The organism is Paenibacillus sp. NPDC058071, assembly GCF_042885235.1.
Classification (GTDB): Bacteria; Bacillota; Bacilli; order Paenibacillales; family Paenibacillaceae; genus Pristimantibacillus.
Window position 1 is genome coordinate 172,170 of sequence record NZ_JBHVSK010000001.1, and the last position, 18,260, is coordinate 190,429.

At 52.9% G+C, this 18,260-nt stretch carries 12 protein-coding genes; 11 read left to right on the forward strand and 1 reads right to left on the reverse strand.

All coding sequences use genetic code 11. The features are described 5' to 3' along the window. Positions 1 to 73 precede the first annotated feature (73 nt). The 6 genes from ACFVTB_RS00755 (at position 74) to ACFVTB_RS00780 (ending at position 10,918) form a co-directional block, all read left to right on the forward strand. On the forward strand, positions 74 to 421 hold the full coding sequence (locus tag ACFVTB_RS00755) for a hypothetical protein (RefSeq protein WP_387743699.1): 348 nt from the start codon (positions 74 to 76) through the stop codon (positions 419 to 421). Between the two features lie 150 nt (positions 422 to 571). Further along, complete coding sequence (locus ACFVTB_RS00760) at positions 572 to 1,468, forward strand: tyrosine-type recombinase/integrase (protein WP_387744880.1); 897 nt, start codon at positions 572 to 574, stop codon at positions 1,466 to 1,468. Positions 1,469 to 1,608: 140 nt separating this feature from the next. Further along, on the forward strand, positions 1,609 to 6,114 hold the full coding sequence (locus tag ACFVTB_RS00765) for a DEAD/DEAH box helicase (protein ID WP_387743702.1): 4,506 nt from the start codon (positions 1,609 to 1,611) through the stop codon (positions 6,112 to 6,114). Between the two features lie 74 nt (positions 6,115 to 6,188). After that, the gene (locus tag ACFVTB_RS00770) at positions 6,189 to 7,973 is read left to right on the forward strand and encodes an ABC transporter ATP-binding protein (protein WP_387743705.1); all 1,785 of its coding nucleotides are present in this window, start codon (positions 6,189 to 6,191) and stop codon (positions 7,971 to 7,973) included. Next, on the forward strand, positions 7,963 to 9,795 hold the full coding sequence (locus ACFVTB_RS00775; RefSeq protein ID WP_387743707.1) for an ABC transporter ATP-binding protein: 1,833 nt from the start codon (positions 7,963 to 7,965) through the stop codon (positions 9,793 to 9,795). Before ACFVTB_RS00770 ends, ACFVTB_RS00775 begins: the two co-directional genes overlap by 11 nt. A gap of 244 nt (positions 9,796 to 10,039) precedes the next feature. Further along, positions 10,040 to 10,918: a radical SAM/SPASM domain-containing protein gene (locus ACFVTB_RS00780; RefSeq protein WP_387743710.1), complete on the forward strand. Its 879-nt coding sequence runs from the start codon at positions 10,040 to 10,042 to the stop codon at positions 10,916 to 10,918. A 1,181-nt stretch (positions 10,919 to 12,099) separates the two neighbouring features. On the opposite strand, the gene ACFVTB_RS00785 is transcribed toward ACFVTB_RS00780, so the two are convergent. Then, positions 12,100 to 12,933 carry a hypothetical protein gene (locus ACFVTB_RS00785; RefSeq protein ID WP_387743713.1) on the reverse strand — a complete coding sequence of 278 codons (834 nt, stop codon included), beginning with the start codon at positions 12,931 to 12,933 and terminating at the stop codon, positions 12,100 to 12,102. Between the two features lie 182 nt (positions 12,934 to 13,115). On the opposite strand from ACFVTB_RS00785, the gene ACFVTB_RS00790 reads away from it, so the two are divergent. From ACFVTB_RS00790 to ACFVTB_RS00810, 5 genes are all read left to right on the forward strand, one after another. Next, complete coding sequence (locus ACFVTB_RS00790) at positions 13,116 to 13,817, forward strand: response regulator transcription factor (RefSeq protein ID WP_387743716.1); 702 nt, start codon at positions 13,116 to 13,118, stop codon at positions 13,815 to 13,817. Further along, a complete protein-coding gene (locus tag ACFVTB_RS00795) occupies positions 13,814 to 14,803 on the forward strand; it encodes a sensor histidine kinase (protein ID WP_387743719.1) in 990 nt (329 codons plus the stop codon). The genes ACFVTB_RS00790 and ACFVTB_RS00795 overlap by 4 nt, the downstream gene beginning before the upstream one ends. A gap of 99 nt (positions 14,804 to 14,902) precedes the next feature. Beyond that, positions 14,903 to 15,673, forward strand: a complete 771-nt coding sequence (locus ACFVTB_RS00800) for an ABC transporter ATP-binding protein (protein WP_387743721.1) — start codon at positions 14,903 to 14,905, stop codon at positions 15,671 to 15,673. Beyond that, a complete protein-coding gene (locus tag ACFVTB_RS00805) occupies positions 15,648 to 17,600 on the forward strand; it encodes an FtsX-like permease family protein (protein ID WP_387743724.1) in 1,953 nt (650 codons plus the stop codon). The genes ACFVTB_RS00800 and ACFVTB_RS00805 overlap by 26 nt, the downstream gene beginning before the upstream one ends. A gap of 24 nt (positions 17,601 to 17,624) precedes the next feature. Continuing rightward, the gene (locus tag ACFVTB_RS00810) at positions 17,625 to 18,242 is read left to right on the forward strand and encodes a DedA family protein (RefSeq protein ID WP_387743727.1); all 618 of its coding nucleotides are present in this window, start codon (positions 17,625 to 17,627) and stop codon (positions 18,240 to 18,242) included. Positions 18,243 to 18,260 lie beyond the last annotated feature (18 nt).

Genomic DNA, 18,260 nt, shown 5'->3' on the forward strand with positions numbered 1-18,260 from the left:
GCATGAAACCTTTTAATCGCATTAGGCGTTATGGGTGTGTGGAAGAAATTTCAAAGAACGGGGGATAAAGAAGATGGCTTATTGGTGGATTGGCTTTCTAATTGTTGTTGTACTGATCGGTATATTCAAAAAGATAGGCGTAACAAACCCGTATTCCAAAGGAGCCGTCATCCTTGTGTTTCTCTCGCTGACGGCGGCAGTCGTACTTGGGCAAAATTATACGCAGAGCCTAATCCCAGAAGCGAACGACGGGATCGGCGTTTCCAACTCGTTCGCGTATTTTCTTATCGGCAAGGGCGAGTGGACGCAAGAACTGTTTCACCGTCGTTTTGAGCAATCCATTTATGCCGCGTTGTCGGCAATTGTTCTCTATTCGCTAGCTGTGATTTTAGAGTCTCGCCCTGCCAAAAAAATTGCATGAAATCCATATTTCGCGCAATTTGATTTCTAAGGCGTTTTTTTGATAGGATGATAGAACGATATCCATTAATTACGAGAAGATATTCCCATTTTATGGAGAGGAAGTTGACCTATTCGACATCACGAGCTTTTGGACAGCTACGGTTCCGAGATGGAACTGTTTTCGATATGGATGAAAAATAGAGGAATGACAAAAGCGACCCAGAACGCTTATACAAACGATACGATTCATTTTTTGCGCTCGGTGCATCCGAAGGAATTGGCGGCGCTCGGCAAAATGGACGTGATGCGATATTTATCCGAGGCGAGAGAGCGGGGAGCAGGCGACGAAGCGCGCAACCGCAAGCTGTCGTCTATTCGAGCTTTTTTTAATGCGCTGATTGAAATGGAAGCCGCGAAAACGAATCCCGCGGCCTTTATGGCCAAGTCGCGTCAGGAGAAAAACCGGATACCGGTATATTTGGAGGAATCGGAGCTGGAGCGGATGCTTCATCATATACAAGGAAAGCATCAAATCCGCAATATGGCGATTTTGCTGCTGATGGCTTATGCCGGGCTGCGGGTTGGCGAAATTCACCGTATGAACGTGCATGATCTGCATCCCGACGGGACGATTCATATTTTAGGAAAAGGGCGCAAATGGCGGGCCGTTCCGCTGCCTAAGCCGCTTCACGATGTGTTGAGGAGGACGCTCGAGGTGCGGATAGAGGCGAGAACAGGGAAGGATCAGCCGTTCTTCGTGTCCCAATTTGGGCGCAGATTGTCCGTGCGTATGATTCAGACAGTCGCGGAGCAAACGTTTGCAGAGCTAAAACAAGATATCCCGGCGCTATCTGCCAAACAGCTGTCCAGCCATAAGCTGCGGCACTCTTTCGCGACGATGCAAATTCGCAGCGGCACTGATATTCGAACGCTTCAAGAGCTGCTGGGCCATACGAGCATCGAAACGACTCAGATTTATACGCACATTGACAATAAACAGCTGCAGAAGGCAATGGGTCAAATGGCGGAAAAAATGCCTTCCGATTTATTACAGTTACATAACTAATATTATGTAAACCAAATTGCCTTTTGAAGCTTATTCTATAAATTTTAGTTCTAAAAAGTGTAAAATGATAAAGATGGATATTTGAGTTTGTTTAACCATATTAATGAAATCGCTTCAATCGTCAAAATACGGATACGGAGATGGTCGCCTTGAATAATATTGAAATTAACGGCTTTCATCCGGCTATAAAATTATGGTTCGAACGCGCATTCGGCCAACCGACCGATGTGCAGCGCCAGGCATGGAAGAGCATTGCGGAAGGCAGCCATACGTTGATTGCGGCTCCGACGGGATCAGGCAAAACATTGGCGGCATTGCTGCCGTGCATTGACCGAACGGTCAAAGAGAAGCTTGGAGAGGGCGGGAAAAGCGGTAAAAACGGCGTTCGCATCTTGTATTTAACGCCATTAAAAGCTTTAAATAACGATATTCACGACCATTTAATTAAATTCATTGAACAGATCGATGCGGTCGCTTCGCAATCGGACGAGCAGTGGCCGGGCATTCGCTGCGCGGTTCGCACTGGCGACACGCCTAGCTCGCAACGGACTGCGATGCTCCGCAAGCCGCCGGAGGTGCTCGTCACGACGCCGGAATCGCTGTTCATTCTGCTGACATCGGAGAAAGGACGACGGCTGCTGGAGACGGTTGAATTCGCAATTGTCGATGAAATTCACAGCCTTGCCGCAGATAAGCGAGGGGCGCACTTATCGATATCAATGGAGCGGCTGGAGGCGCTGTGCGGCAGGCCCGTGCAGCGGGTCGGCGTCTCTGCGACGCAAAAGCCGCTTGAACGGGTTGCCCGTTTTCTAGGCGGATGGGCGTCGGCATCGGATGATAGCAGGGAACAGGTCATCGCTAATCGTCACCCGCTCGGATACAAGGAGCGTCCGGTTGCTATTATTGAAAGCGCGATGGAGAAAAAGGCTGACGTGTTCATTACGGCGCCTGACCGGAATATGCCGACGCCGACAAGAGAATCAGTCTGGTTTCCGATTCTGAACCGGTTGTTTGAGCTGATGACGGATTGCCGCTCGGTGCTGCTGTTCGTCAATAGCAGGCGGCTGTGCGAAAGACTTTGCTTGCGACTGAACGAACATGCCGGCTATGAGATGGCGATGGCGCATCACGGCAGCATGGCCAAGGAGAGGCGGCTGCACGTCGAACAGCTGCTCAAGAACGGCGAGCTTCGCTGTATTGTCGCTACCTCGTCGCTTGAGCTTGGCATCGATGTCGGTCATGTTGACCTCGTCATCCAGCTCGATTCGCCGCTTGACACCGCCTCTGGCATTCAGCGCTTTGGCCGCGCTGGTCACGGCGTCGGGGAGACGAGCCGCGGCGTTATCGTCGTCAGGCAGCGCGGCCAGCTCCCCGAAATCGCAACGTTGGGCAAACTGATCGCCGAGCGCGATATCGAGCCGATCGAGCTGCAGTACAACAGCCTTGACGTGCTGTCTCAGCATATCGTCTCAATCGTGGCTGCGCAGCCGGTAAAGCTGTCCGAGCTTTATCGGCTGATTGCGGGCAGCGAATGCTACCGAAGCTTTCCGTTTGAACGGCTGGAGGCAGCTGTATCGGTGCTTGCGGGGTTGTTTCCTTTCGCCCGTCCGCTGCTCGACTGGAATCGGGATACGGATCAGCTCACTGGCCGGACTTCCGCTTCAATCGCCGCATTGACGGGGGCGGGAACGATACCTTCGACATCCGCTTATCCCGTTCATCATGCGGATAGCCGCGTTCATCTGGGCGAGCTGGACGAAGAGTTCATTCAGGAAAGCCGCGTCGGGGACGTCTTTCAGCTTGGCACTAGCTCATGGATGATTCAGCGGATGGAGCATGATCGTATTTACGTGACGGAAGCGGCCAATTCGTTTAGCGAAATTCCGTTTTGGCGCAATGAGGGACCCGGACGCTCGTACGGGCTTGGGCTTCGCGTCGGACGGTTCTTAAGCGAGCTTGAGACACGCCTGGGGACGCATACCGAAAGTTCATTCGGACCTGATTTGGTGGACGATGGGACGAAAGTTGCCGAGTGGGAAACGAGCCGAACAGCCGCCGATTTGCAAGTCTTGTCTTGGCTGATGGAGGAGTATCGGCTCGATGCGGGCGCCGCCCGCGAGTTGATCGAATTCGTCCGCTCGCAGCTGGCGGCATGCGAGCTCGCAACGGATCGGCGAATCGTCATTGAGCATTACCGCGATGTTATGAATCAAACGCATATCATTTTACATAATCCGTTCGGCAGACGCGTCAACCGGACATGGCTGCTCGCTATCGAGCGGCAGTTCGAAAAGCTGCTTCCGTATCGCCTTTATGGAAATGCAAAGGACAACGGCATCGAATTCGTGCTGCCGGAATGGGACCCTTCTTGGCTGCAAAGCATCTGGCATGTGACGCCTGATAACTTGGAGCCACTGCTCACGGAAGCGATAACCGGCTCGCCGCTGCTCGGCGTAGCTTTCCGTCATATAGCGGAAACGTCGCTGTTGCTTTCGCGCAGCTTCACCCGCACGCCATTGTGGCAAATGAGGCTGCGGAGCAGGGAACTGCTGCGTGAGGCGCTGCCATTCGCCGGGCAATTTCCGTTTCTCGACGAAGCGATGCGCGAAAGCTTGCGCCGTTATTTGGATGTCGATCGATTGAAGTCTGTACTCGAAGCGATCGGGGAGGGCGACATTCAAATCGTCGTGAGGGAAACGAATCATCCTTCTCCGATGGCTGCGCAATTTTTGGCTGACTACGTCAATATGCGCATTTATGAGGGCGACGGCTTGGATGCCGCAGTACAAATGCAGCTGCTTCAGGTGAGCAAAAGCTTTGCCGGAAAGCTGTTTGGAGACGAATCGCTCGCTAGTGCATTTCCGCCAGCTTTGCTGGAACGCGAGCGTGAGCGGCTGCTGGAACCGGACAGGCCAGTGGGAGAAAAAGAAGGCATGCTTCGTTTGATGAAACGGAATGGCGATCTCTCGGAAGAAGAGGCTGTTAGGCTCGTTGGCGAGATGGCGAAAAACTGGCTCCAGCAGCTTGAGGGCGAAGGTGCCGCCGTCCGATTCGTTATGCCGCCGTCTGAGCGTGGAGAATGTGGAGGACGTGGAGAGGAGCGCTGGATATGCCGCGACGAAACGGAGCTTTATGAAGCTTTTCCGCTATCTCCCGCCTCCTTGGCGTTTATCGTCGGTCGTTATGCCGAGCAGCGAATCGCATTTACGGATGAGGAGCTCAGCGAGCGATACCCGGCTTTAGAAGGAGAAAAAGCGAAGCAAGCGGTCGACGAATTGGTTGAGCGCGGCATTCTCTTGCAAGCGCCGTTCGCGGACGAGGGAGCGAGGCTTTGGTCGGGTCGCCAGGCGGCGGCTCGTCTTGTCAGACTGTCCGTGGGGGAAGCGCGCAAGCTCGCGCAGCCCGTAAAGCCGCTGCGCTGGCTGCAGCTTATGGCACAGCGTCAGCATGCGCTTTACGGCACTCGGCTGCGCGGAGCCGACGGGCTAAAGCAGGCAATCGAGAAGCTGCAGGGATTATTTTTGCCGGTCTCCCACTGGGAGTCGATCATTTTCCCGGCAAGAGTTGAAGCTTACCGCAAGGAAGAGCTGGACGGGTTATGCGCAACCGGCGAGGTGCTGTGGATCGGCAGCCGGCAGCCGGGTGAGAAGGAGGGGAAGATCGCCTTTTTTCTTGCGGGAAATAAACCGTTATACGAGCCAATCCTTGCAGCCGCCGCTGAGCGGGAAACGGCTCATCCGGAGCTGCTGCAAATCCTGAAGCGCAGCGGAGCCAGCTTCTTGACCCGATTGAGCCGCGAAGCCGGCAAGCTGCCGACTGAGACGCTATCCGATTTAATTGATTTGGCATTCGAGGGACATGCATCGAACGATCAATTCGCGCCGCTGCGCATTGCCTCGGCCAAGAAAGGTAAGGATTGGGCGAGGCAGGGCTCGGGTCAAGGACGATGGTATTGGACCGGCTCGCTGGCGGATGGCGTTGCGGATGATGCGGAAGACGGCTTTACGCCGGAAACCCCGGGACCGCCGCCTGTTCACTGGATCAAGCATATGCTGGATGCGTACGGGCTTGTAACGAGGGATATGGCCAACAGTTTGTCGCCGTACAGCTGGGAGCTGCTGCTGCCGATTCTGCGCAGGCTGGAAGAGTGGGGCTCGGTCACGAGAGGCAGCTTCATCGAAGGCGAGGCGGCCATGCAATTCACGACACCTGAAACGGCGCAAGCCATTCGCGGAGCCGAGCCAAAGCTGGACGAGAAGGAAGCGATTACGGTATTGTCTGCCGTTGACCCTGCCAACCCGTTCGGCTTGTTCATGGATTGGCCGGCAGCCGAGTCTGTTTCCTTTTCCCGAAAGTCAGGCAACTATTTGGTGCTGTCCGGTGGAAGGCTGCTCTATTGGATTGAAAACAACGGCAAACGGATGTATGCATTTGACGAAGATGCGAGCGGAACGGACAAGAAAACGGCCGCCCACATGAAAGCGATAGCCGGGGAGCTGATTCAGCGGCAAAAGCTGACAAAGCTGGTCATTGAGCGCTGGAACGGCCAAGCGGTGACGGAGACATCCGCGATCGGACCGCTGGAAGACGCGGGAGCCGAGCGAAACGGCAAAACGGCCGTCTTTTGGCTTAGCCGGATCGGTTAATGGCCGCTTATCCTCAAGTCAACCTCTATACTATACTTTTCATACTTAATCGAGCTTTGATGGGGGAATGAGCTGTGCAGTTCATGATAAAGTATGTACGCAAATACGGCGTGTTGTTCGTTATCTCTGTCTTGTTGGTTACGCTTGAGGCGGTCGGCGACCTTCTGCAGCCGACGATTATGGCGAGAATTATCGATGAAGGCGTCGCGGCGAAGGATATGGACACGGTGCTTCGGCTGGGCGGCGTTATGCTGATCGTTACCGCTTGCGGGGCCGCTGCCGCCTCGATCCGCAATTTCACGTCCAGCATCGTCTCGCAGCGGTTCGGAGCCGATCTGCGGCAGGAGTTGTTCGAGAAAATTCAACGGCTCGCTTTCGCCAACATCGATAAGTTCGATAAAGCATCGCTCGTTACTCGGCTGACGAACGATGTCACGCAAATTCAGAACTTTTTGAACGGAATGATGCGCATTTTTGTTAAGGCGCCTTTGCTTGGCGTTGGAGGCTTGGTTATGGCCTTCCGGCTTAACCCGTATTTGGCGACGGTGCTGCTTGTTGTGATACCCATCGTCGGAATGCTTATTATTTTCAATATGCGTATCGGCTTTCCGCTATTTTTACGGGTACAAATGGCGCTAGACCGGCTGAACAGCGTCATGCGGGAGTATCTGTCCGGCGTCCGGGTCGTTAAAGCCTTCAATCGTTTTGGTTATGAAACTGATAAATTTAACGACATTAATAAACAGTATGAAAAAACGTCGATTCGCTCTCAGCGCATGATGGCGATTTTCAGCCCCGGCGTCGCGTTGGCAATGAACGCTGGTATTGTTGCTGTCATAGCGCTGGGAGGCCTCCGCGTGGAAGGCGGGCATATGCAGGTCGGCCACATCGTCGCCTTCGTTAACTACATGCTGCAAATTTTGTTCTCTCTAACGACGGTAACGCTTATAACGAATATGTTTGTTAGAGCGAAAGCGTCGAGCGGAAGGATCGCCGAGGTGCTGGCTGAGCAAAATCCGATGGGTTACTCAAAAATGGCCGGTGAGAGCAGTGCGCCGTGCTTCTCAGGCGCAGCGACTGTGCAAGGAGAAGTGCTTGCAGCAGCGGGTGCTGTCGAATTCGATAGAGTCAGTTTCTCCTACGAAGGAGCGGCGGGAGAGACGGCGCTGCGAAGCGTCAGCTTTCGCTGCGAGCCCGGCGAAACGGTTGCTATCATTGGTTCGACCGGCTCTGGCAAAAGCACGCTGGCAAAGCTTGTTTCCCGATTCTACGACCCGACCTCCGGCACAGTGCGCGTCAACGGCCAAGATATCCGGCAAATAGATCCCGCGCTTCTGCGCGAGCGGATCGCACTGGTGCCGCAGCAAGCTATTCTATTTGCAGGCACCGTGCTGGAGAACATCCGAATCGGCAAGCAGGATGCGAGCTTGGACGAAGTAACAGCCGCCGCCGAGCAAGCGGCTGCGCACGCTTTTATCGCCGAGCTCCCCGAAAGATACGAATCGATTATTGGGCAAGGGGGCGTTAATTTTTCCGGCGGGCAAAAGCAGCGTGTCTCGATTGCTAGGGCTTTGGTGCGCAAACCGGAAATCTTATTGTTGGACGATTGCACAAGCGCTTTGGACAGCGACACAGAAGCGGCGGTCAAGCGCTCTATTCGCGAATTGGGCGGGAGCGTCACTTGTCTGCTGATCGCTCAGCGGATCTCGTCAGTCAAAGACGCAGATAAAATTGTCGTGTTGGACGACGGGGAAGTGGCCGGAATCGGCACGCATGCTCAATTGCTGGCCGAGTGCGAAGTCTACCGGGAAATCTATCGGTCGCAGATCGGCGAGGAGGCGAATCATCATGTCCAATAAAACGAAGGCGGCCTCGCCGGTTCCAGAGCATCCGGTCTCCAGGCCTGGAAGAAACGCAGCACGGCGGGGGCCGGTGCAGAAGCCGAAGCATTTTTGGGGAACACTGCGGCGTTTATGGGGCTACTTGGGCGAAGAACGGAAAAAATGGATCGCCGTGTTCCTGTTTGTCTGCGCGGGTACAGCAGTTACGCTTACTGGGCCTTATTTAATAGGTGTAGCGATTGACAGCATGGCAGGAGGCCCGGGCGGGGTTGATTTCAGCCTGCTGCAGACGGTATTGATTGCGCTTGGCGCAGCTTACTTGGCCGATGCGCTGTTTTCCTTCCTGCAAGGCTGGATGATGGCGGGCATTTCGCAAAGAGTTGTAAGCAAACTTCGCAATTCGCTGTTCGGCAAGCTGCAGAAGCTGCCGCTCGTTTATTTCGATACGCGCAAGCATGGCGAATTGATGAGTAGGTTGTCCAATGACATTGACAACGTGAGCGTTTCTGTCTCTCAGACGGCGGCACAGTTGATGAGCGGCGCGCTGCTGCTGCTTGGATCGCTCGTCATGATGCTTGTTTTAAGTCCGCTGCTGACGCTGGCGAGCTTGATTACGGTGCCGCTCGTATACATACTGGCGAGCGTAATTACGCGCAAGACGCGGTCGTTGTTTAAACGGCAGCAGGCGGAGCTTGGCAAGCTGAACGGGCAGATCGAAGAAACCATTTCCGGTTTTGCGGCCGTTAAAGCGTTCAACTATGAAGAGGCTGCGATACGCCAGTTCACTGGCGTAAACGAAGAACTGCGCTCTGTCAGCATCAAAGCACAGATTTGGTCCGGATTCATGATGCCGCTGTTGAACGTCATCAGCAACATCGGTTTTGCGGCAGTCGCGATTACAGGAGGCGTTCTGGCCGTTCACGAAATGATTACAGTCGGCGTCATCGCCAGCTTTATTAGCTATTCGCGGCAATTTGTAAGGCCGCTCAATGATTTGGCGAACGTCTTCAACGTGCTGCAATCCGGCATTGCCGGAGCCGAGCGTGTATTCGAGGTGCTGGACGAGCAGGAAGAAGAGCCGGATCGTCCCGGCAGCGTCAGACTGTCTAATCCTTCCGGCGAAGTTGTGTTTGACAACGTTCGTTTCGGTTACCGCGATGACGTTCCGATTTTAAAAGGCATCAGCTTCAAGGCCGAAGCTGGCAGCAGCGTTGCGCTCGTTGGTCCTACTGGAGCCGGGAAGACGACGATCGTCAATCTGCTCGCCCGCTTCTACGATGTGTCCGGCGGGCAGATTACAATTGACGGGGTTGATATTAAGCAGTATACAAGAGACAGCCTGCGCCAGGCTTTCGGCATCGTCCTGCAGGATACGTATCTGTTCTCCGGTACGATCGGCGATAATTTGCGCTATGGCAATCCTGGCGCAGGCGACGAGGATATAAGAAAAGCAGCCGTTTTGGCGGGAGCGGATGCCTTCATTAGGCGGCTTCCGCAGCAATACGATACACCGCTTACCGAGAACGGGGGCAATTTGAGCCAAGGGCAGCGGCAGCTATTGGCGATTACAAGGGCGATTCTCGCCAATCCGTCCATCCTCATTTTGGACGAAGCAACGAGCAGCATCGATACGCGAACCGAGCTGCGCATCCAAGATGCGATGCAGCGTCTGATGAAGGGGCGAACCAGCTTTGTGATCGCGCATCGTCTCTCGACGATTCGGAACGCCGATCAAATCCTCGTCATCGGAAACGGCGGCATTGCCGAACAAGGGACGCATGAGCAGTTGATGGAGAAGAGGGGCATCTACTACGGCATGTACAGCAATTTATCCGTATAATCATGTCTTCTCAAATAGGACGGTTCAATTGAAACTGAACTGGACGGGCGAAAGATGGAAGATCGAATGAGGGGGTGCGGAAGCTCCAATACGAGAGATTAAAGGGGAAATAGAGCGGTTCGCCGGTGGAGACGACGTCGACCGCTAAACGTTTTCCAAGCCAAACCTCATAGGCTTCATCGTTGCGAGATGGTATAATAGATGCTAGATTAGCAGAATCGCAGCAGAATGGAGCAGCATTTTAATGAAGAGGTTCAAAAAATTTTATATCGAAATTACTAGCATTTGCAACCTGGCTTGCAGCTTCTGTCCGCCCACGGAGCGAGCCAAAGGCTTTATCCCTATTGAAGATTTCAAAAATCGGCTGGATCAGATCAAGCCGCATACTGATTATATTTATTTTCATCTGAAAGGCGAGCCGCTGCTGCATCCTAAAATCGATCAGCTGCTCGATATTAGTTATGAGAAAGGCTTCAAGGTCAACATCACGACCAATGGCACGCTGTTGCAAAAAAACAAGCATAAGCTGCTAACGAAGCCGGCCATTCGCCAAATGAATTTCTCGCTCCACAGCTTTGACGGACACGAGGGTTCGGTCGACAAAGAGGGCTATATCGGCAGCGTACTCGGTTTTGTCCGGGAAGCGCTTGAGCAAACGGAAATGATTATCTCGCTTCGGCTGTGGAACCTGGATCAGGACAATGCGACCAACTCACAAAAGCAGCGAAACCGGGAGCTTCTGTCGGCGATCGAGAAGGAATTCGAGCTGCCGTATTTGATCGAGGAAAAGGTAGCACCCGGCAGCGGCGTCAAAATCGCCGATCGCGTCTATTTGAACCAGGATTACGAGTTCGATTGGCCCGATTTGCGAGCGGAAGAGGACGACGGCAAAGGCTTCTGTCACGGGCTTCGCAATCAGGCGGGCATTCTTGTAGACGGAACGGTCGTGCCGTGCTGTCTTGATGGAGAAGGCGTTATCAATCTCGGCAACATCAATGACCAGCATTTTTCCGATATTATCGAAGGCGAGCGGGCTACAAGGTTATACGACGGGTTTTCCAACCGAATCGCAGTCGAGGAGCTATGCCGCAAATGCGGCTATCGCAAGCGGTTCGGCACCTAGTCTAGCATTAGTCAAATGATAGCAGCGATTGGCATAGAACGAGCAAAGCAGCAGAATAATTTCGGCACAGCAGTAGTCAGACACTGGCTATACGCTAGATAAGCACTAGCTAAGAAACTTCCAACAACTCGCTAAACACTAGCCTAGCAGTAGCCAAGGACTAACCAAGCACTGGCCTAGCCAAGCACTAACAGAGCACTAGCCCATCAGTAGCCTAGCTAAGCACTGACCAAACACTAGCCAAGAACTAGCCTAGCTAAATACTAGCTAAGAAACTATCTGAATACTGACTAAGAACTCGCTAAACACTAGCCCAGCAGTAGCCAAGTACAACAAACACCAGTCGCGCACTAGCTAAACAATATCGGTATTAACCTAGCTTTGTCACAGTGGTAGCATAAGGCACTAGCCTAGCATTAGCACAGACCAATTTGCCTTATTTTGAGGAATTTTATACTAAATAGCCAGTCGGGATAGAAATAACTGCAGAAACGCAGTTATTTGGCCAGCGATGGGGTTGTGTGGATAGAATAACTGCAAAAAAGCAGTTATTGGCCGCGTAGAACGTGCAAACTATGGTAAACCGCATAAATAACTGCCTATTGGCAGTTATTTTGCTTTTTGTGGAGAAAAGCGTGGAAATAACTGCGTTTTGGCAGTTATTGGACAACGAAGTGTTTAAAGTTGCTGCATGTGCCGGGAGAATGCTGCTGTTTGGTAAAAGCGTGTAGGTTACTAGTTGGATGAACGGAGAACCGGACTAGAGATAAGTGACTAGTGAACGAACAGTGTCACTATATTGGTGTAAAAATTAACTAGCAAGTGAGCAGTTATAACCGAACTGGGCGAGAGTACAGAAAAGAATGGCTCGATAAGCGAGAACAGGATACCGGACTGCTACTCCTAAGAGCGGCTATATGAATGTGAGTTGTGTGCTGGTAAAGTGTTTAAAATAAATGCAAGCAGCAAAAAGGCTGTCGAGGATCTCGGCAGCCTTTTGTTCGTTGTCCGGAAACGGCAGGTCAGTTGGCGGTCAGCCTAGAAGAACGGTCACTTATTTCAAGCGACTTCGAACGGTCAACGTTAAACGATCTATCAGCTTAGTGCATATGATCAACGACCGCATGTATCTCCCAGTGTGCGTAGTTTCGAATGAGCGTAGTTTCACTAAAGAAAGGCAGTTAGCAGAGAGCGAAAAGGATAGAGAAATTCGGAACGATGCACGGCGAAAGGAACGGATAGCAATAAGCGATTACGAAGCCAAATTGATTGGTGACCGGATAAAAGAGGTAGACGTTATTGAATGTGAAGGCTATCGTCCAGCGGTTGAAGCAAAAGCCCGGCAAAATGCGGGAGTCGGAATACCTTGGCGCTCCCGTTCCGCCAAATTGCGCAAATTGAATGGCCTGCTGCAGCGACTGTGGCCGCTGCTGAATGACGAGCTGCAGCATGGCCGGATTGTTTCGTAAAATATTGTACAGCAGCACCATTTCGCCTGAAGGCTGGCCGACCGGACGCGGGTGTTGAGCAAGGATGGCAGTCAGATTACCAGGAGCCAGCTGCGGCGGAACGCCGCCTGGTCCTATCGGCCCGCCTGGAAAACCGGGTCCCCCTGGACCCGTTGGTCCACAAGGAAAGCCCGGACCTCCCGGAAAACCGAGTCCCCCGGGACCCATCGGCCCGCCAGGGAAGCCGGGTCCACCTCCCGGAAAACCAGATCCCGCGGAACCCGTCGATCCACCAGGAAAGCCCGGACCTCCTCCTGGAAAACCGGGTCCCCCGGGACCCATTGGTCCACCAGAAAAGCCCGGTCCACCTGGAAAACCAAGTCCCCCTGGTCCCGTCGGCCCGGCCGGAAAGCCCGGTCCTCCCGGGCCAGCTGGTCCACCGGGAAGACCTGCACCGCCCGGTCCCATTGGACCGCCAGCCCCTGGCGGCTGAAATGACCGCTCCGGCTCTGTCGATTCATTCGGTTGAATGGAAGAAAGTTCGGCTAATAACGATTGATCCGTCACGCGTTTGCACCCTTTCTTGGCAGGGGCATGCGCCGTAACCAAGCATCTCAGCGTTATGCCCGTTTTCGATTTGATATCTATTTTATGACGGCATTGGCCTAGTGGTGCGACGCAGGTCCGGTTGCGCTCGCCGGTCCGTTCGTGAATAATAAAGTTATATAGAAATGGGGAAGGGGCCGACCATGTTCAAGCTATTCATCATCGAGGACGATAAGCAGCTGGTTCAGCTGCTTTCCGAGCATTTGCAAAAATTTGGCTACGATACGAGAGCGGTAGAGCAGTTTGATCACATCAAGCAATCGTTTGAGGCGTACGATCCGCATTTGGTGCTGATGGACGTCAATTTACCGAAGTTTGACGGCTTTTATTGGTGCCGCCAAATACGCTCAATCTCGACCTGTCCGATTCTATTTCTGTCGGCAAGGGACGGCAAGATGGATCAGGTGATGGCACTGGAAAACGGAGCCGACGATTTCATTACGAAGCCGTTTGATTACGAGATCGTCACCGCCAAAATTAATAGCCAGCTGCGCCGCGCTTATGGCAGCTATGCTGCTCAGCCAGAGGAACGAACTGTAGCCGCGGGGGGAATGACGCTGCAGCCGGAACGGCTGCTGCTAAGCTTTCGGGGAGCCGATACGGAGCTGAGCTTCACGGAATCCAAAATCGTTGAGGAACTGCTGCGTAAGGCGGAGCGAGTCGTCAGCCGAGACCGGCTGCTCGAGGCGATCTGGGATGATCAAGCCTTTGTCGACGACAATACGCTTAACGTATATATTACTCGCGTTCGCAAAAAGCTGGCCGCATTAGGAGCGGACGATACGCTTCAAACCATTAGAGGGCAAGGCTACCGGCTGTCGCTAAATGGAGGGCAGCAAGGATGAAGCTGTTTATCCGCGAGCATAGCGCGCTGTTATTCATTTATCTTCTTCAAGTTCTTGTTACCTGGGCTGTATATTGGCTGGACGGTGTACATGCTTCCGACACAGCCGTTTATGCGGCGCTGCTCAGCGGGGTGCTTCTGGCCGCTTATCTCGCATACCGCTATATTTCTAATCGCTCCTTTTACAGAAGGCTGACCGTACGAGCCGAGTCGTTGACCGAGCTGACGGAACCACTGCAACAGGCGCCGCTGCCTGTCGCGCTGCAGAAGCTCCACCAGAGCCATTTTCGGCTCTATCAATCGGAGCTGCTGCAGCATAAGCGGAAAAACGAAGAGCATATTCAATTTATCAATCAATGGGTTCATCAAATGAAAACGCCGATTTCCGTTATCCATTTGCTTATTCACGACGAGGATGACGGCAAATTTGCTGCTATAGGCGACGAGCTGGACCGTCTGCGGAAAGGGCTCGAAACGGTGCTGTATACCTCAAGGCTGGATACGTTCGAGCATGATTTCCATGTCGAGACAATTGGCCTAAGGCAGCTCGTTCGTTCCACCGCTTCGAACCAGAAAAGGCTGTTTATTCGCAGCGGCGTGTTTCCGCACATCGACATCGATGAGCAACTGACCGTATCGACAGACGAGAAATGGTTGAGTTTTGTTATTACACAGCTCATTACGAATGCAATCCGCTACACAGAAGGAGAAGGGCGAAAAGTGTATTTTCGCGGTTACCCGCTTGAACGGGGAGCGGCTCTCGAAATAAAAGACGAAGGCATCGGCATCCCGAAGAGCGACCTGCCTAAAGTATTCGAAGCTTATTTTACAGGCGAGAACGGCCGCAAATATTCGGATTCGACCGGCATGGGGCTTTATCTTGTACGGCAAATTTGTGAAAAGTTGGGGCATGAAGTACGCCTCGAATCGGCTCCGGGAGAGGGCACAACAGTTACACTACTGTTTGGAAAGGTTACTTCCGGCTGATTACCTTACAGCTCTGTAAGGTAACTGTAATGCGAAGAAATGGAAGCGGTTCGCCGCCCTTACTATAATGAACGTAAGATTGGAAAGCGAGGTGCCGGGTTGGCGGTCTTGGAAGTTAAGCATGTATCGAAAATATACGGAGGCAAGGCGGCCCGCACCGCGTTGAATCATGTCAGCCTAACGGTGGAGGACGGGGAGTTTGTCGGCATTATGGGCCCGTCCGGCAGCGGCAAAACGACGCTGCTTAACTTAATCGCGACCATCGACGAGCCTACGGCCGGCGAAATACGGCTGAACGGCGCCAATCCGCATGAACGCAACGAAGAAGAAACGGCGATGTACCGCCGGCGGGAATTGGGCTTTGTATTTCAGCAATTCCATCTGCTCGATACGCTGACGGTTGAAGAAAACATTGCGCTGCCGCTTGTGCTGGACGGCGTCGCAGCGGCCCAGGCCGAAACGATGGTGCAGGGCGTGATGGACAAGCTGGGCATTGCCGGCAGCCGCGAGCAGTTCCCGATTGAGCTGTCGGGCGGTCAGATGCAGCGAGCAGCTGTTGCTCGTGCCATCATCCATCGACCGTACTTGCTGCTGGCAGACGAGCCGACGGGCAATCTCGATTCGAAAGCGGCGCGCGAAGTGATGGAACTGTTCGGCAAGCTAAACGAAGAGGAGAAAATGACGACGCTCATGGCGACGCATGATCCGGTTGCGGCCAGCTATTGCAGCAGAGTGCTGTTCATGAAAGACGGCAGGCTGTACAACGAGATTTACAGGGGAGAAAGCCGCCAAAGCTTTTTCCAGAACATCATCGACATGTTGTCGCTGCTGGGAGGAGACTCCGTTGATTTTTCATCGGTTCGCTTATAGGAACGTCATCCGGAACAAACGGACATATGCCGCCTATTTTGCGAGCAGCGCTTTTTCGGTTATGGTCTTCTTCATTTGCTCGCTCTTCGTCTATAATCCGGCCATTCAGGACGGGCTGATTGTGGACTCGGCAGTTACGGCGATGATCGGCGCTGAAGCGGTGATGTATTTCTTTTCGTTCTTGTTCGTGCTGTATTCCGTCAATTCGTTCTTGAGCGGCAGGTCGAAGGAGTTTGCCGTCTATTTGATGCACGGGATGAGCAAGCGACAGCTGAGCCATATTTTGTTCTGGGAAAATATGATGATCGGAGCGACCGCCGTTGGATTGGGCATCGCGATGGGGTTGCTGTTCGGCAAGTTGTTTCTCATGGCAAGTGGGGCGATCCTTGGACTATCAAACATTCCTTTTTATGTCACTTGGCAGCCGCTGCTGCTCACGATTTGCTCGTTCCTGCTGCTGTTTCTCGTCATCTCACTGTCCAGCCGCGCGCTTATCGGGCGGAGTAAACTGATCGATCTGTTTCAAGCGGGCAGAAGTCCAAAGGGCGGACTGAAAGCGTCCGTGCCGAAAGCGGCGCTCGGAGCTCTGCTGCTGGCAGCAAGCTACTATTTGGCTGCAACGACAAAGATAACGACGGTCTATTTCCGCTTCTTTCCGGTCGCAGCGATGACGATTGCGGGGACGTACTTGCTGTATGCACACATTGTTGGCGTCCTTATTGAGCGGTGGAAACGAAATCGCCGCTTCTATTGGCGCAGGACCAATCTCATCGCCGCCGCGAGCTTAACGAATCGATTCAAGGATAATGCAAGAATGCTGGCGATGGTGACCGTTCTGTCGACTGTGTCTTTTTGCTCCGTTGGCGTCTTCGCCTCGGTGAATACGTTGATGCGCTCCTTCCAAGACGACTACCCAGCGGCGCTAGGGTATGTCTCCAAGCAAGGCAATGAGCTGGAGGAAGCCCATTTGCGGCAAATCGAAGGGGAGTTCCGCGCAAAAGGAATTGCTTTCGCGAAGGATGATATGCCGATCAAGTATATGAAAGTAAGCGCAAGCTCGAATCCCCGAAAAATCAAAACGCTGCCGGTCATCGCTTTTTCCGACTATGAGCAGGCGGTCAGACTTGCAGGGAGAGCTTTCGACGAACAGCTGCTTCATGGCGACGACGCGCTTGTCATTCTCACTTCCGAAAGAGAGAAGAGCTATATCGGCGTTCGCAAAAAAGAGACGTACCGGCTGCTTGATCAGCCGGAACTGACGATACGGGAAGTCGGCTACACCGACCATGTGCCGATTCCCGATTATTTATCGGCCAGCCTTGATTTAAAGCTGGAGGAGCAATTCGGAGGCGTCGTCGTCAGCGACGAACGATTCGGCAAGCTCATAAAGCCGATACAAACCGACCGCTATTTCGGTTATTATACGGCGGACCCACGAGAGACGGTTGGCATGGCCGCCGATATGGCCAAAGACGGACTTCTGCGATATAACGAGGGTGAAAGCTACGCCATTACAGTAAGCGGCATTCTCTATAATGTGCAAAGAAGCTTGTACAGCATGATGCTGCTCGTATCGCTGCTCTTTGGATCGGTGCTGTTCATCGCGGCAGGAAGCTTTCTATACTTTAGACTGTACGCTGATTTGGAATATGACCGCAGACAGTATGGCATTATCGCCAAGCTGGGCATGTCGCCTAAACAGTTGGACAAAGCGGTCACCAGGCAGCTCGCCATTTTGTTCTTCGTGCCGATCGGCGTAGCCGTACTGCACAGCTTATTCGCCTTCGTTGCACTGCAGACGCTCGTCTATTTATCGGTAGCAATGGAGCTTGGCTTGGTGCTGGCCGGTTTTGTACTGGCGCAGGTCATTTATTTCTTTTTTATTCGCAACAGATATTTGCGCAATTTACGGAAACGCATAGGGTGACGTTACTTTATATTGGAGGTTTTTATGGAGCACTGGATTACGGATTTAATGGAGAAGTTCGGCTATCTCGGCATTTTTTTGCTGATTGCGATTGAGAACATATTTCCGCCGATTCCTTCCGAGGTTATATTGACGTTCGGCGGTTTTATGACGACCTACTCCGCGCTGACGATTCCTGGCGTCATTGCAGTAGCTACGGCGGGATCGATTGCGGGAGCGCTCGTTTTATATTACATCGGTACGCTGCTTGATGTGCCAAGACTGGAAAAACTGGTCGACCGTTGGGGACATATACTGCGCGTGAAAAGAGAAGATATCTACAAGGCGAACGCTTGGTTCGACAAATACGGCTATTGGACAATTTTCTTCTGCCGGATGATTCCACTCATTCGCAGCTTGATTTCTATTCCGGCCGGAATGAACCGAATGAAGCTTGGTCTATTCCTGCTATATACGACAATCGGGACGCTCATCTGGAACATAGCGCTTGTCTCGGTTGGCGCGGCGGTCGGGGAGTCTTGGGAGAGCATCGTCGAATTCATGGACGTATACTCGAATATCGCTTACGCAATTATTGCCGCCGTCGGGATTCTATTTGTGCTATTATTTATTAGGCATGTGCGCAAGCGCAGCAAAAACTAGAATGCTATCGAATTAGGA